This is a genomic window from Brevibacillus sp. MCWH, assembly GCF_013096935.1.
Taxonomy (GTDB): Bacteria; Bacillota; Bacilli; order Brevibacillales; family Brevibacillaceae; genus Brevibacillus; species Brevibacillus aydinogluensis.
Genome location: NZ_SDLF01000031.1, coordinates 1 through 13852, shown reverse-complemented (window position 1 = coordinate 13852; position 13852 = coordinate 1). Strand labels below are relative to the sequence as shown.

The 13852-nt window shown below is 57.3% G+C and carries 14 protein-coding genes and 1 rRNA gene; all 15 read left to right on the top strand.

Going from position 1 to position 13852, the window contains the following annotated elements; all coding sequences use genetic code 11:
* Positions 1 to 353 precede the first annotated feature (353 nt).
* The gene (gene hslO, locus ETC00_RS18360; RefSeq protein ID WP_171567568.1) at positions 354 to 1226 is read left to right on the top strand and encodes an Hsp33 family molecular chaperone HslO; all 873 of its coding nucleotides are present in this window, start codon (positions 354 to 356) and stop codon (positions 1224 to 1226) included.
* A gap of 181 nt (positions 1227 to 1407) precedes the next feature.
* Positions 1408 to 2340 (top strand): cysteine synthase A, encoded by a 933-nt coding sequence (gene cysK / locus ETC00_RS18355; protein WP_171567567.1) that lies wholly within the window; start codon positions 1408 to 1410, stop codon positions 2338 to 2340.
* A 162-nt stretch (positions 2341 to 2502) separates the two neighbouring features.
* Positions 2503 to 4020 carry an anthranilate synthase component I family protein gene (locus ETC00_RS18350; RefSeq protein ID WP_171567569.1) on the top strand — a complete coding sequence of 506 codons (1518 nt, stop codon included), beginning with the start codon at positions 2503 to 2505 and terminating at the stop codon, positions 4018 to 4020.
* Positions 4017 to 4601 carry an aminodeoxychorismate/anthranilate synthase component II gene (gene pabA / locus ETC00_RS18345; RefSeq protein WP_171567566.1) on the top strand — a complete coding sequence of 195 codons (585 nt, stop codon included), beginning with the start codon at positions 4017 to 4019 and terminating at the stop codon, positions 4599 to 4601. Before ETC00_RS18350 ends, pabA begins: the two co-directional genes overlap by 4 nt.
* Before the next feature lie 150 nt (positions 4602 to 4751).
* Positions 4752 to 6395, top strand: a complete 1644-nt coding sequence (locus ETC00_RS18340) for a PhoX family protein (RefSeq protein ID WP_171567565.1) — start codon at positions 4752 to 4754, stop codon at positions 6393 to 6395.
* A 23-nt stretch (positions 6396 to 6418) separates the two neighbouring features.
* Positions 6419 to 6628, top strand: coding sequence for a twin-arginine translocase TatA/TatE family subunit (tatA, locus tag ETC00_RS18335; RefSeq protein WP_171567564.1), 210 nt, complete (start codon positions 6419 to 6421; stop codon positions 6626 to 6628).
* A gap of 187 nt (positions 6629 to 6815) precedes the next feature.
* Entirely contained in the window at positions 6816 to 7661 is an 846-nt protein-coding gene (pabC, locus tag ETC00_RS18330; RefSeq protein ID WP_171567563.1) for an aminodeoxychorismate lyase, read from the top strand.
* Positions 7662 to 8068: 407 nt separating this feature from the next.
* Positions 8069 to 8920 (top strand): dihydropteroate synthase, encoded by an 852-nt coding sequence (folP, locus tag ETC00_RS18325; RefSeq protein WP_311838091.1) that lies wholly within the window; start codon positions 8069 to 8071, stop codon positions 8918 to 8920.
* Positions 8913 to 9284, top strand: a complete 372-nt coding sequence (gene folB, locus ETC00_RS18320) for a dihydroneopterin aldolase (RefSeq protein ID WP_171567561.1) — start codon at positions 8913 to 8915, stop codon at positions 9282 to 9284. Before folP ends, folB begins: the two co-directional genes overlap by 8 nt.
* A complete protein-coding gene (gene folK, locus ETC00_RS18315; RefSeq protein ID WP_171567560.1) occupies positions 9281 to 9811 on the top strand; it encodes a 2-amino-4-hydroxy-6-hydroxymethyldihydropteridine diphosphokinase in 531 nt (176 codons plus the stop codon). The genes folB and folK overlap by 4 nt, the downstream gene beginning before the upstream one ends.
* Positions 9763 to 9975, top strand: a complete 213-nt coding sequence (locus ETC00_RS18310) for a helix-turn-helix domain-containing protein (RefSeq protein ID WP_171567559.1) — start codon at positions 9763 to 9765, stop codon at positions 9973 to 9975. The genes folK and ETC00_RS18310 overlap by 49 nt, the downstream gene beginning before the upstream one ends.
* A 97-nt stretch (positions 9976 to 10072) precedes the next feature.
* A complete protein-coding gene (gene dusB / locus ETC00_RS18305) occupies positions 10073 to 11101 on the top strand; it encodes a tRNA dihydrouridine synthase DusB (protein ID WP_171567558.1) in 1029 nt (342 codons plus the stop codon).
* Positions 11102 to 11305: 204 nt separating this feature from the next.
* Positions 11306 to 11782 (top strand): transcription elongation factor GreA, encoded by a 477-nt coding sequence (gene greA / locus ETC00_RS18300; RefSeq protein WP_171567557.1) that lies wholly within the window; start codon positions 11306 to 11308, stop codon positions 11780 to 11782.
* Positions 11783 to 11882: 100 nt separating this feature from the next.
* Complete coding sequence (gene lysS, locus ETC00_RS18295) at positions 11883 to 13403, top strand: lysine--tRNA ligase (RefSeq protein WP_171567556.1); 1521 nt, start codon at positions 11883 to 11885, stop codon at positions 13401 to 13403.
* A 342-nt stretch (positions 13404 to 13745) separates the two neighbouring features.
* Positions 13746 to 13852, top strand: a 16S ribosomal RNA gene (locus tag ETC00_RS18290); the annotation flags it as partial.

The window sequence follows — 13852 nt, the reverse complement described above, 5'->3', positions numbered from 1 at the left end:
ATTTTCAACGACAAAGGATAATGCTTGAACTTTTGACCTTTGATAGCCATAAAAAATTCACCCCTTAAAGTAACATCGGTTATCCCAAGGGGTTTTTCCAATGTCTACTTTAAGGGGTGCACTCTACGTTGACGAGGGGATTTTTTTTGCAGACACGACTTGTCCGGCTTGTTGTGATTGGGGGCGATTACTGGCCAAGCTGCTGCTTCAAAGTGTGTGACAAAGTGATGGATACCGCCCGGATGAGTCGGAAATCTGTCCATGCGCCGCGCTGCACGCTTGGCTTGAGCGGCATCGGTTTTCTTGTGGTACACTACTTCTTGCAGACGTCATGGCAAAAGGAGGATCGCTGCATGAGCGATTATTTGATACGGGCGACCGGGTATAACGGGCATGTGCGCGCATTTGCCGCCCGGACGACCGGCATTGTTGAAGAAATGAGACGCCGCCACGACATGTGGAACACGGCGACGGCGGCCGCAGGGCGGACGTTGACCGTCACGTTGATGATGGGGGCCATGCTGAAAGGAGATGAGCGGCTTTCCGTCAAAGTAAAAGGGGGCGGGCCCATTGGGCAGATTATCGCCGAGGCCAACGCCCACGGGGAAGGCATCGCTTACGTGACCAACCCGCACGTTCACTTTGAACTGAACGACAAGGGCAAACTGGATGTGGCCCGCGCGGTCGGCACCGACGGGTTTCTGTACGTGGTCAAAGACCTGGGAATGAAGGAGCCGTACAGGGGCAGTTCGCCGATTGTCTCCGGTGAAATTGGCGAGGATTTCACCTACTACTTTGTCACTTCGGAGCAAACCCCGTCTGCGGTCGGCGTGGGTGTGCTGGTCAATCCGGAAGATCGCTCCGTGCTGGCCGCCGGAGGGTTTATTCTGCAGCTCCTGCCGGGTACGCCGGACGAGGTAGTGAGCCGGATCGAAGAACGGCTGGGGCAGCTCCCGCAGGTATCCCGGATGATCGGGGAAGGTCTGACGCCGGAACAGATTCTGGAGCGCGTGTTGGACGAGCCGAAAATTCTCAGCCGGACCGACATTCAGTTTCGCTGCATCTGTTCGCCGGAAAAGGTGAGCCAGGCGTTGGTCAGCCTGGGCAAAGAGGAAATGACGGCCCTGATTGAAGAAAAGGGCGAAGCAGAGGTCCACTGTCACTTCTGCAACGAGCGCTACCACTACGATAAAGCGGCGCTGGAAGAGATCATGCAGGAGATGTAAACCAGGGTACCGCTCGTCGACCGCCTTTACCCGGTGGCGATCGTTTTGGAACGATTGCGCAAGGCGGTCGGCGCCCAGATATCTGGGCAAATGCCTCATTGACCGGCCTAGGCACACCTTGTTATAATTATGCCAATAAAACCTAGCATTTTACTAGGTTATAAAAAGGGGGATTGACACGATGCGTGTCGCCAATTCCATTACGGACCTGATCGGGTATACGCCGCTGGTGAAGCTGAATCGCGTCGTCAGCGCTGATATGGCCGACATTTACCTGAAACTGGAGTTTTTCAATCCGGGCAGCAGCGTCAAGGACCGGATTGCTCTGGCGATGATCGAAGCTGCTGAGGCGGAAGGCAAACTGAAACCGGGAGACACGATTATCGAACCGACGAGCGGCAACACCGGGATCGGCTTGGCCATGGTGGCAGCAGCCAAAGGATACCGCGCCATCCTGGTCATGCCGGAGACGATGAGCATTGAGCGGCGCAATCTGCTGCGCGCCTACGGAGCAGAGCTGGTGCTGACACCGGGCAGCGAAGGCATGGGCGGCGCCATTCGCAAGGCGGAAGAGCTGGTGAAAGAAAATCCTTCCTATTTCATGCCGCAGCAGTTCAACAACCCGGCCAACCCGAAAGTGCATCGGGAGACGACCGGTCGGGAACTCTTGGAGCAGGCAAAAGAAATCGGCGGGATCGACGCGTTTATTTCCGGTGTCGGCACCGGCGGGACGATCACAGGCGTTGGTCAACTGCTGCGTGAACATTACCCCCATGTCCACATTGTCGCCGTGGAACCGGCCGCCTCGCCCGTTTTGTCCGGCGGAAAACCGGGCCCGCACAAGATTCAGGGCATCGGAGCCGGCTTTGTACCGGCGATTCTGGACACCAATGTGTATGACGAGATCATCAAGGTAGAAAACGAGGAAGCCTTCGAAACGGCACGACGCGTTGCCCGCAACGAGGGGATTCTCGGCGGCATTTCTTCCGGTGCGGCTATTTTTGCCGCGCTGAAGGTGGCGCAGAAGCTGGGTCGGGGCAAAAAAGTAGTGGCGGTCATTCCGAGCAACGGTGAACGCTACCTGTCCACCCCGCTGTATCAGTTTGAAGAATAAGACGGAAAGAAGCGTTGGACCAAATGAAACGTCGGCTTGCGGCCGGCGTTCTTTATTTCATGCGATTCGTTCCGCGCAGCCAAAAAGTAACCGCGAAACATCCCCGGTGAATGTGATATGCTGGAGGCGAGAAAGCAGAATGACGGAGCGTGAATTGATTTGATCCTGCCATCCTTTACCGACATCGAGAAGTATGCTGGCGAGTATCCGTACGTCCCGCTTGCTGTACGCTTCGCCTGGCCGGAGAACCTGGACCCGTGGGAACTGCTCAATGCCCTGCAGCCCTCACTGGAGGGAGCGGCGCTCTTGGAGAGCGGACGAGCCGGCCGCTTTACCTATCTCACCTGGCAGCCCGTCGCGGTGATGCAGAGCAAGGACCTGCAAACCACGGTCACGTTCGCTGACGGCCAAACTGAACGGATAACAGGGGAAAACCCGCTGTTTGCGCTTCGTGAGCTGCTGGCCCGCTACCGGACACCGGTTGTGCCGGGTCTGCCCGACTTTTGCGGCGGCGCATTGGGATACCTTAGTTACGACATGAACCGTTTTTTTGAACCGACCCTGCCGCAGATCGCTGCAGACGACTTACGGCTGCCCGACCTGTATGTTATGATAGTGCAAGACCTTCTTGTCTTTGATCATGCGACGCGGGAATGTTACTGCCTGACGCACCTGCCGACGAGCGGATTGACGGAAGATTCGTACCGCGACGCGGCGGAGCTCCTGTCACAGCGGGCCCGAGAGCTTACATCCCTGACTCGGGACGCACAGGCGGACGATACCGACTGGGACGCGCTGCGCAAGCGGCCGCTGGAGTCGGCCACCCCGGCCCAGGTGTCATTTGGCCAGGAACAGTTTGAAGAGGCGGTGCGCCGCGTGCAGGCGTACATTGCCCAAGGGGACGTGTTTCAGGTGAACCTCTCGGTGCGGCAGAGCAAGCCGATGCGGGTGATGCCAGCCGACGTCTACAGCGTGCTGCGCAAGCTAAACCCGTCGCCGTACATGGGCTACCTGCACTTCCCCGAGTTTCAACTGGTCAGCGGTTCGCCGGAGCTGCTCATCAAGGTAAAGGGCGGCGCAGTCAGCACCCGGCCGATCGCCGGCACGCGCCCGCGGGGAAGAAACGACGCGGAAGACGAGGCACTGGTGCGCGAACTGGTGGAGAACGAAAAAGAGCGGGCGGAACACGTCATGCTGGTCGATCTGGAGCGCAACGACCTCGGCCGTGTATGCCGGTACGGCAGCGTGCGGGTGAGCGAGTTCATGGTAGTGGAAAAGTACTCCCACGTCATGCATATCGTCTCCCATGTGGAAGGAGAGTTGGCGGAGGGAAAAGACGCGTTTGACGCGGTCGCGGCTGCATTTCCCGGCGGGACGATCACCGGTGCGCCCAAAGTGCGGACGATGGAGATCATCGAGGAGCTGGAACCGGTCAAACGGGGTGTCTACACCGGGTCGATTGGCTGGTTCGGGTTTAATGGCGACGTGGAAGTCAACATCGCCATCCGCACCATGGTGGTCAAGGACGGCATGGCCCACGTGCAGGCGGGGGCGGGCATCGTCATCGACTCCCGTCCCGAGGCAGAGTATGTCGAGTCGCTGAAAAAGGCGGAAGCGTTGTGGAAAGCATTGGAGTTGAGTGAGCAGAGAAAGGCGAGTCGAGAGGAGTTGAGCGTATGATTTTGATGATTGACAACTACGATTCCTTTACCTACAACCTGGTGCAGTACGTGGGGGAGCTGGGCGAGGAGCTGCGGGTCGTCCGCAACGACAAGATTACGCTGGAGGAGATTGAGCGCCTCGCGCCGGACTACCTGATGATTTCGCCGGGGCCGTGCACGCCCAATGAGGCGGGCATCAGCATGGAGGCCATCCGTTATTTCGCCGGCAAAATTCCGATGCTGGGCGTATGTCTGGGCCATCAGTCGATCGGTCAGGTGTTCGGCGGCAAGGTGGTGCGTGCCGAGCGGCTGATGCATGGCAAGACGTCCGAGGTGTATCACGACGGCCAGACGATTTTTCGCGGCATTCCCTCTCCATTTACGGCGGCGCGCTACCACTCGCTGATTTTGGAGGAGGCGAGCCTGCCCGACGTGCTGGAAGTGACCGCACGGACGGAGGAAGGGGAGATCATGGCCGTGCGCCATCGCCATTACCCGATCGAAGGCGTGCAGTTTCACCCCGAATCGATCATTACCCAGTACGGCAAACAGCTACTGCAAAACTTCCTGGATACGTATGCGAAACAAGCAGCAGGATAACGATAATGTGAAAGCGCTCGATGCACTCGGGCGCTTTTTTATTCAATAGACCAAAGATTAACACAACATTTATCCGGAATTAACCGAATGTCGACGATTCGCTTGTACAATCGACGTAACAGATGCGTAACGTAAAGGAGCGAATGTGCAATGGACGTGAACCGTCGACAGTTTTTGACATATCTCGGCGCTGGTGCGGCAGCGCTGGCTTCTCTGGCGACCGGCATACCGGCGCTGGCAGCGGGTGAATCGCTCTCCGGAAAAACGGCCGACCACCTGTTCGGGCTGGAGGCAAAAAAGCACAAGTTTTCCCCAAAGTTCAAACCGATCCGGCCAACCACCAAGGACGATGTAGTGCTGCCCGAAGGATTTCGATACGACGTCGTGGCTGTCTACGGTGACAGAATCAACAAGGCAGGCGACACGTTTGGCTTCAACGCTGACTTCACCTGTTTCCTCCCGATTGACGGCAGGTCGGACCACGGCCTCCTGTGGGTAAATCACGAGTATCTGGGCGAACTGGAATACTACGTCACCGGCTATGACGCGCTTAACGCCGATCCAAAACAGAACCGGCGAACGGCGGAGCAAATCCGGAAGTACCTGTATGCGCTGGGCGGGTCGGTGATCGAAGTGAAAAAGGAAAACGGCAGGTGGAAGCTGGTCAGCGACTCCGCCTACGGTCGCCGCGTCAGCGGTTTGACCAAACACGTGTTGACCGGCCCGGCCGCGTCCATCGCCAAGGAAGTGACCGGCACGTTTGCAAACTGCTCCGGCGGTGTGACGCTGTGGAACACCATCCTCTCCTGCGAAGAAAACTTCCAGGACGTGGTGAACGACTGCAAGTTGCCGGACAGCCGCCACTACGGATGGGTGGTGGAGGTGGATCCGTTTGATCCGGCATCCACGCCGAAAAAGCATACCGCCCTGGGCCGTTTTTCCCATGAAAATACGGCCATGGTGATCGCGCCGACGGGACAGCTGGTCGTCTACATGGGTGACGACGCCAACGACCAGTACGTGTACAAATACGTCTCCAAAGGCAAATACGACCCGAAAGCGGGCAAACAAAACTCCAAGCTGCTGGAAGAAGGTACGCTGTACGTGGCCAACTTCGGCAAGGGCGCCTGGATTGCGCTGGACTATGCCTCCAACGAGGTGCTGCAGCAGGCGACCGACAGCGCGGGCAAACCGCTGTTTTCCTCCCAGGCCGACGTGTTGGTCAACTGCCGCGATGCGGCCAAAGCCGTAGGGGCCACCCCGATGGACCGGCCGGAAGACGTCGAGGTGCATCCGATCGACGGCAGCGTTTTTATCGCCATGACGAACAACGCAAAGCACGGCAACTTCTACGGCCAGATCGTCCGCCTGTTTGAACAGGACGGCAATCATGCCGGCACCGCATTTACCTTTGAAATCTTTGCCGCCGGCGGTCCGCAGAGCGGGTTTGCGGCACCGGACAACATGGCGTTTGACAGCGCAGGCAACCTTTGGGTGGTGACCGACATTTCGTCGTCGTCCATGAACAGCGGCATCTACACGCCATTCGGCAACAACGGCGTCTACTTGATCCCGACCTCCGGAGACCACAAAGGGGAAGCGGTGCAGTTTGCATCTGCACCGGTCGGCGCGGAGATGACCGGCCCGTGGTTTACCCCGGACGAAAAGACGCTGTTCCTGTCCGTGCAGCATCCGGGGGAAAACCTGACGTCCTACGACCGGCCGACCAGCCACTGGCCGAAAGGCGGCAGCTCGGTAGCTCTGCCTGGCGTCATTGCCATCACCGGCTTTTAATCTGCGAGGGAGTGTAGCCTGACATGTTATCCAGCATTGGTATCCCCGGGCTTATCTTGATTCTGATTATCGCCCTGGTCATCTTTGGACCGAGCAAGCTGCCGGAGATCGGCCGCGCCTTTGGCCGGACGTTGACGGAGTTCAAGTTGGCGGCCAGGGAACTGACCAACGACGACGAGGAAAAGAAAATACAAGGGCTGGATGTCTCCGTAAAAAACGGGGAGAAGCGTTGAAGCCAATCAACAGCCATCCGGCAGAAAAAGGCGGTGCGTCCCGTGCGTACTGCCTTTTTTCTTTTGTAGGGATTACCATGTCGCCATCCCCGATGATGCACCGTACACGGTGCGCGGAAAGAGCGCTGAGGCAGGACGTAATGTGGTATGATGAACTCGAATACCGATTGTCGGGAGCGAGCGCGAAATGCATATCTACGTAAACGGAACAATCATGCCTGCGGAACAGGCGTCGGTGTCCGTCCTGGATCACGGTTTCCTGTACGGAATTGGCCTGTTTGAAACGGTGCGCGTCTACCAGCGCCGCCTCTTTCTGTGGGACGACCATTACGCCCGGCTCAGTTCGGGGCTGTTGGCGCTGCGCATCAAAGCGCCGTGGACGGCGGAGGAATTGGCTGACGCGATCCTGCGGACGGCGGATGCCAACGGGCTGGCCGACGCGTATGTGCGGCTCAGCGTGACAGCCGGGCCGGAAGGAGTCGGCCTGGCGTCGGATGAGTATGTGAGGCCGTCGCTCTTCATCTTTGCAAAAGAAGTGCCGCCCCTGACGGAACCGCCCCGGCCCAAGAAACTGCAAACGCTGTCCGTACCGCGCCAGACGGCGGAGGGTCATCAGCGGTTCAAATCGCACAACTATATAAACAACGCGCTGGCTCGTCTGGAATTGGGAGCACAGCCGGACGTGGAAGGGTTGTTTTTGACACGGGAAGGCTATGTGGCAGAGGGCATCGTCAGCAACCTGTTTTGGGTGACCAACGGCCACTTGTACACGCCTTCCACGGACACAGGCATTCTCGACGGCGTGACCCGGCGCCATGTGCTGAAACTGGCGCAAAAGCTCGGCATCCCCGCCCAAGAGGGATGGTACCGGCCGGATGCGCTGGTGCAGGCGGACGAAGTGTTTGTCACCAACTCGGTGCAGGAGGTCGTGCCGGTGAGCACAATCGACGGCCGACCGGTGCCGGCTTCGTACGGGGAATACACCCGTGCTTTGCGCCGCGCCTACCGCGAATCGGTAGCGTCCGGTAGGTAAGTATGGTATGCTATCAATCAACATGCCACCTTGTCATTGACAACTGAAGGGGAGCTAGGCAGATGAAGCACAATCCATTTGTGATACACGGCCGGAGCCGGGCCGGACTGGCGGCGGAACTGTCTGACCGAAACGTGTGCGAGTCCGACCTGGAGCGGCTGGCCGTAGCGGGAGAACCGCTGTTGATCCACCTGGAACGTCTGTCGCCGGCAGCTGCACGACTGCTGCGGACAAGCGTACAGGCGTGCGGAGGCGATGCAGTCGTCCTCGACAATCCGGCTTCGTCCGGAGTGGCCGACATTCTGATCCAGGCGACACAAGGTCAGCTGGAGGGCTTGCTGCACCGGCTGCCGGATCAGGAAGGAAGCCTGCTGGAAGCGGCACAGGAAGTGTTGGAGCTATTGACCATGCGTCGGCAGCTTCGGCAGCGACGGGGGCTGGTCTGCGGCCGTTATGTGCTGCCGTTGGGACAGCGGACCCTGGTGATGGGGATTTTGAATGTGACGCCCGACTCCTTTTCCGACGGCGGCCGGTACGTGGACCTGGATCAGGCGGTTGCCCGGGCCCGCGCGATGGTGGAAGCGGGAGCGGACATCATCGACATCGGCGGAGAGTCGACGCGCCCCGGTGCTGTGGAAGTAGGACTGGAGGAAGAGTTGGAGCGCGTCATGCCGGTCATCCGCGCGCTGGTGGAGGAAGTGCAGGTCCCGCTGTCCATTGACACCTACAAGTCTGAAGTGGCGGAGCAGGCAATCAAAGCCGGCGCCCACATCATCAACGACGTCTGGGGAGCCAAACGGGACCGGCGAATCGCCCAGGTTGCCGCGCGCTACGATGCTCCGATCATTTTGATGCACAACCGGGAAGACATGGCCTACTCCCGCTTCTTTTGCGACATGGTGCGCGATCTGCGGGAATCGGTCCGCATCGCGCGGGAGGCTGGTGTCCGCGACGAGCAGATCATCCTCGATCCGGGGATCGGGTTTGCCAAAACGCTGGACCAAAATTTGGAGGCGATGCGCCGCCTGGACGATCTGGTCGCGCTCGGCTATCCGGTGCTGCTCGGCACGTCGCGCAAATCGATGATTGGCAAGGTGCTCGACCTGCCGGTGCATGACCGAATGGAGGGTACGGCTGCCACCGTCGCCCTGGGCGTAGCGAAGGGCTGCCACATCGTCCGGGTGCACGACGTCAAGGAAATGAAGCGGGTCGTCACAATGATGGACGCGATGTGCAAGGGAGGCCTCCCTGTTGGATAAAATCTACTTTAACCGCATGTCATTTTACGGCTATCACGGCGTTTTCGAAGCAGAGGCCCAGCTCGGGCAGCGTTTTTACGTGGATCTGGTGCTGGCGTTGGACTTGTCCCGCGCCGGAGCCAGCGACGATCTAAACGATACGGTCAATTACGCCGATATCTTTGATTGTGTTCGAAAAATCGTCGAAACAGAGCGATACAACCTGGTGGAAGCGTTGACGGCCCGCATTGCCGGCCAACTGTTGCAGTCATTCCCGATCGCGGAAGTGACGGTGAAGGTGACGAAACCCAACCCGCCCATCAACGGCCAATACGACTCGGTTGCCATCGAGATGACGCGCAGAAGAGAGGACATGAACGTATGACGGTACGGTCGTATCTCGCCCTTGGTTCCAACTTGGGGGACCGGGCGGACAACTTACGGCAGGCAGTGCAAAAGCTAAACGAACGGAAGGGCATCCGCGTCGTGCGGATCTCATCCGTCTATGAAACCGATCCGGTCGGGTACGTGGAGCAGGACGCGTTCCTGAACATGGCGATCGCGGTGGAAACGGATCTGTCCCCGGAAAAACTGCTGGAGGAAGCGCTGGCAGTGGAACAGGAACTGGGACGTGTGCGCACCGTCCGCTGGGGGCCGCGCACGATCGACATCGACGTGCTGCTGTACGGCGGCCAAGCGGTGAGGCAGGAACACCTGGTCATTCCCCATCCGGAGATGGCTGATCGGGCATTTGTTCTGATTCCGCTTCGTGACGTCTGGGAGGGAGGACCGCTTCCCGTATTCGGCCGGACCGTCGATGACCTTCTCCGGTTGTTGCCGCAGGATGACAAGGGGGTACGAAAGTGGGGAACAATCGATTGGGCAATCGCATACGGTCATTCCGGAAGTTGAAGGGGTACACGCAGCAGACCCTGGCTGACAAGATGGGCGTGTCCCTGTCGTTTGTCGGTTCACTGGAGAGGGGCACCCGCACGCCGACCGAACCGGTGCTGCGCAAAATCGCCAGCACTTTACAGGTGGACTACGAAGAATTATGTGCTATAAATAGTAAATGACCTTTCAGCTGGGTCAGACGCTCTCCGCATCGCCCGCCCGCGCATGTATCAGCGCAGAGGTCACTTGTACCTTGCGGGAAAAGGAGGTTGTGTATAAATGAAAATCGGTAACATCGAGTTGAAAAACAACGTCGTTCTTGCGCCGATGGCAGGGGTGTGCAATCCCGCTTTCCGCTTGATCGCCAAGGAGTTTGGCACCGGTTTGGTCTGTGCCGAAATGGTCAGCGACAAGGGAATCGTGCACGGCAACAAGAAGACGATGGATATGCTGTTTGTTGACGAACGGGAAAAGCCGTTGAGCCTGCAGATTTTTGGCGGAGACAAGGAAACGCTGGTCGAAGCGGCGAAGTATGTTGACAAGAACACCAACGCGGACATCATCGACATTAACATGGGCTGTCCCGTTCCCAAGATCGTGAATTGTGATGCCGGCGCCCGGCTGCTGCTGGACCCGAACAAGATATACGAAGTCGTTTCGGCCGTTGTCGATGTCGTGGACAAACCGGTTACGGTCAAAATGCGTCTGGGCTGGGATGACGAGCATCTGTACGCGATTGAAAACGCCCAGGCGGTGGAGCGTGCCGGTGCCCAGGCGATTGCCGTCCACGGTCGCACCCGCGTGCAGATGTACAAGGGCAAGGCTGATTGGAACTGGATTCGCCGCGTCAAGGAAGCGGTCTCCATTCCCGTGATTGGCAACGGCGACGTCGCGACGCCGGAAGACGCGCGCCGCATGCTGGACATGACCGGCTGTGACGGCGTGATGATCGGCCGAGCCGCTTTGGGCAACCCGTGGATGCTGTACCGCACTGTTCAGTACCTGACCAAAGGGGTGCTGCCGCCGGAGCCGACAGCCCGCGAAAAAGTGGAGATTTGCCTGCTGCACGCTCAGCGGCTGATCGCCTTGAAGGGGCCGCGCGTCGGCATCCTGGAGATGCGCAAGCACGCAGCCTGGTATCTGAAAGGGCTGAAAGGGGCCACCCATGCCAAAAACCTGATCAATGCCGTGGAGACGGAGGAAGAGCTGCGCCGCATCCTGTTGGACTACGTCGAATGGGTGGAAAACCACGCCGACGATCTCGACGAAGCAGACGTTTTGGTGCCGGATGAAGCCGTCAGCTCGTAACATCCCAGACATTGACAAGGGTTCCTTCATATCCTATAATACACCGTATTATCAGGACTCAAGCTGCCAGTTCACCCTGGCAGCTTTCCCTATGAAGCCTTATGTCATGCACGATCGAACTGTATATTGTATAGAACATCTACATATAATTCTTTGTACTTTACCAGGTGCGAAGGAATTATCTGTAAACGGGGGAATTGAACCATGTCGGAAAAAGAAGTAATTCTTACACCAGAAGGTTTGGCGAAACTGGAACAAGAGCTGGAGGATTTGAAAACGGTTAAACGCAAAGAGGTAGCGGCGCGGATCAAGGAAGCGATCAGCTATGGCGATATCAGCGAGAACTCTGAGTACGAAGAGGCGAAAAACGAGCAGGCCTTTATCGAAGGGCGCATTCTCACGCTGGAAAAAATGCTGCGCAACGCCCGCATCATCACCAACGAAGACGTGGATACCGGAGTGGTGAGCGTCGGTTCCACCGTCAAACTGAAAGACCTGGAGTTTGGCGACATCGTCGAATACACCATCGTCGGGTCTGCCGAATCCGATCCGATGAACAACAAGATCTCCAACGAATCCCCGGTGGGCCAGGCACTGCTGGGCAAGGCCAAAGGAGCGATCGTCGACGTACAGGTGCCGGCCGGCACCATTCAATATGAGATTCTCGACATTAACTTGTAATTCAGTACCACAAGGCGTACCTTAGAAAAAGGGTACGCCGTATCGCTATTTTCCGCACGCCCGTTTTCCGATTGATTTTTTTCGAGGAGTGAACATAGGAATGAACAACGAGCAAGACCTGCAGCAAGCAGAACAGCAACAGGAAAGCCTTCACGAGTTGCTGCAAGTGCGTCACGACAAGATGAACCAACTGCGCGAATGGGGCATTGATCCGTTCGGCAAAAAATTTGAACAAACCCATCACGCAGCCGACATCGTCAACCGTTTCGGCGGCAAAACCAAGGAAGAGCTGGAAGCGGAAGGACATGTCGTCACGATAGCTGGCCGTCTGATGGCCAAACGGGAGATGGGCAAGGCCAGCTTTGCCCAATTGCTGGACCGTTCCGGCCAGATCCAAATCTACGTGCGGCTGGACACAGTGGGCGAAGAATCCTACAAGGTGTTTGAGCTGTGCGACATCGGTGATTTGATCGGGGTCAACGGCGTTGTATTTAAAACCAAGACGGGCGAACTGAGCGTCAAGGTAAAGGAGCTTACCTTTCTGACCAAGTCGCTTCGCCCGCTGCCAGAAAAGTATCACGGTCTGAAAGATATTGAGACCCGCTATCGCAAACGCTACGTGGATCTGATTGTCAATCCGGAAGTGCGCGATACATTCATCACGCGCAGCCGCATCTTGACTTCGATGCGCCGGTATTTGGACAACCTCGGGTTCCTCGAAGTGGAGACGCCCACTCTGCACGCCATCGCCGGCGGTGCAGCAGCCCGTCCGTTCATCACGCACCACAACGCACTGGACATGCAGCTGTACATGCGGATCGCCATCGAGCTTCACCTGAAGCGGTTGATCGTCGGCGGTCTGGAAAAGGTGTACGAAATTGGCCGCGTTTACCGCAACGAGGGGATTTCCACCCGCCACAATCCCGAGTTCACGATGATTGAGCTGTATCAGGCGTATGCCGATTTTGAAGACATCATGAAGCTGACCGAAGAGATGATCGCACACATCGCCCAGGAGGTGCTGGGGACCACCAAGATTCACTACCAGGGTCATGAGGTGGACCTGACGCCGAAGTGGCGCCGCGTGCACATGGTCGACCTGATCAAGGAACACGTCGGGGTAGACTTCTGGAAGGAAATGAGCGACGACGAAGCGCGTGCGCTCGCCAAGGAACATGGAGTGGCCGTGGAGCCGCATCATACCTTTGGCCACGTGGTCAACGAGTTCTTTGAACAAAAAGTAGAGGACAAGCTGATTCAGCCTACGTTTGTCTATGGTCATCCGGTGGCAATTTCCCCGTTGGCCAAGAAAAACGAGCAGGACCCGCGCTTTACGGATCGCTTTGAGCTGTTTATCGTGGCCCGTGAACACGCCAACGCGTTTACCGAATTGAACGATCCGATCGACCAGCGCGAACGTTTTGAGGCTCAACTGCTGGAGAAGGCGGCCGGAAACGACGAAGCGCACGATATGGACGAGGACTTCATCGAAGCGCTGGAGTACGGCATGCCGCCAACCGGGGGATTGGGTATCGGCATTGACCGTCTGGTGATGCTGCTGACCAACTCGCCGTCCATTCGCGATGTGCTGCTATTCCCGCATATGCGTGCTCGCGACTAGAGACCAGAAAAACCGTCCGGGAAGTGCCGGGCGGTTTTTCCATTTTTTTCACTTGCACGCGAGCAGGTTTGGTGGTATATTACTTTTCGTTCTCTTCTGAAGCGAAGGGATGCACCAAAACAAAAAATACCACTTGTCATTCATGATAGAATGTGGTAGATTAACAAAGTCGCTGTTTGACAAGGTAACGCGAATGACGATGCGAAAAAACTTGTTGACAACGACTAGGCAACTTGATATAATGAAGAAGTTGTTGAAAAATGCTCCTTGAAAACTGAACAGCGAACGCGTTGAACGAGCCTAGCAATTATTTTCTTTGAAAGCTAACGATTCAACTCAACTTTATTGGAGAGTTTGATCCTGGCTCAGGACGAACGCTGGCGGCGTGCCTAATACATGCAAGTCGAGCGGACCTGTATGGAGCTTGCTCCAGACAGGTTAGCGGCGGA

Coding starts and splice junctions, on each gene's coding strand:
- pabA (WP_171567566.1), top strand. CDS start 4,017: ATGATTTTGATGATTGACAACTACGATTCCTTTACCTACAACCTGGTG.
- tatA (WP_171567564.1), top strand. CDS start 6,419: ATGTTATCCAGCATTGGTATCCCCGGGCTTATCTTGATTCTGATTATC.
- greA (WP_171567557.1), top strand. CDS start 11,306: ATGTCGGAAAAAGAAGTAATTCTTACACCAGAAGGTTTGGCGAAACTG.
- ETC00_RS18340 (WP_171567565.1), top strand. CDS start 4,752: ATGGACGTGAACCGTCGACAGTTTTTGACATATCTCGGCGCTGGTGCG.
- folP (WP_311838091.1), top strand. CDS start 8,069: ATGCGTCGGCAGCTTCGGCAGCGACGGGGGCTGGTCTGCGGCCGTTAT.
- folK (WP_171567560.1), top strand. CDS start 9,281: ATGACGGTACGGTCGTATCTCGCCCTTGGTTCCAACTTGGGGGACCGG.
- lysS (WP_171567556.1), top strand. CDS start 11,883: ATGAACAACGAGCAAGACCTGCAGCAAGCAGAACAGCAACAGGAAAGC.
- cysK (WP_171567567.1), top strand. CDS start 1,408: ATGCGTGTCGCCAATTCCATTACGGACCTGATCGGGTATACGCCGCTG.
- pabC (WP_171567563.1), top strand. CDS start 6,816: ATGCATATCTACGTAAACGGAACAATCATGCCTGCGGAACAGGCGTCG.
- hslO (WP_171567568.1), top strand. CDS start 354: ATGAGCGATTATTTGATACGGGCGACCGGGTATAACGGGCATGTGCGC.
- dusB (WP_171567558.1), top strand. CDS start 10,073: ATGAAAATCGGTAACATCGAGTTGAAAAACAACGTCGTTCTTGCGCCG.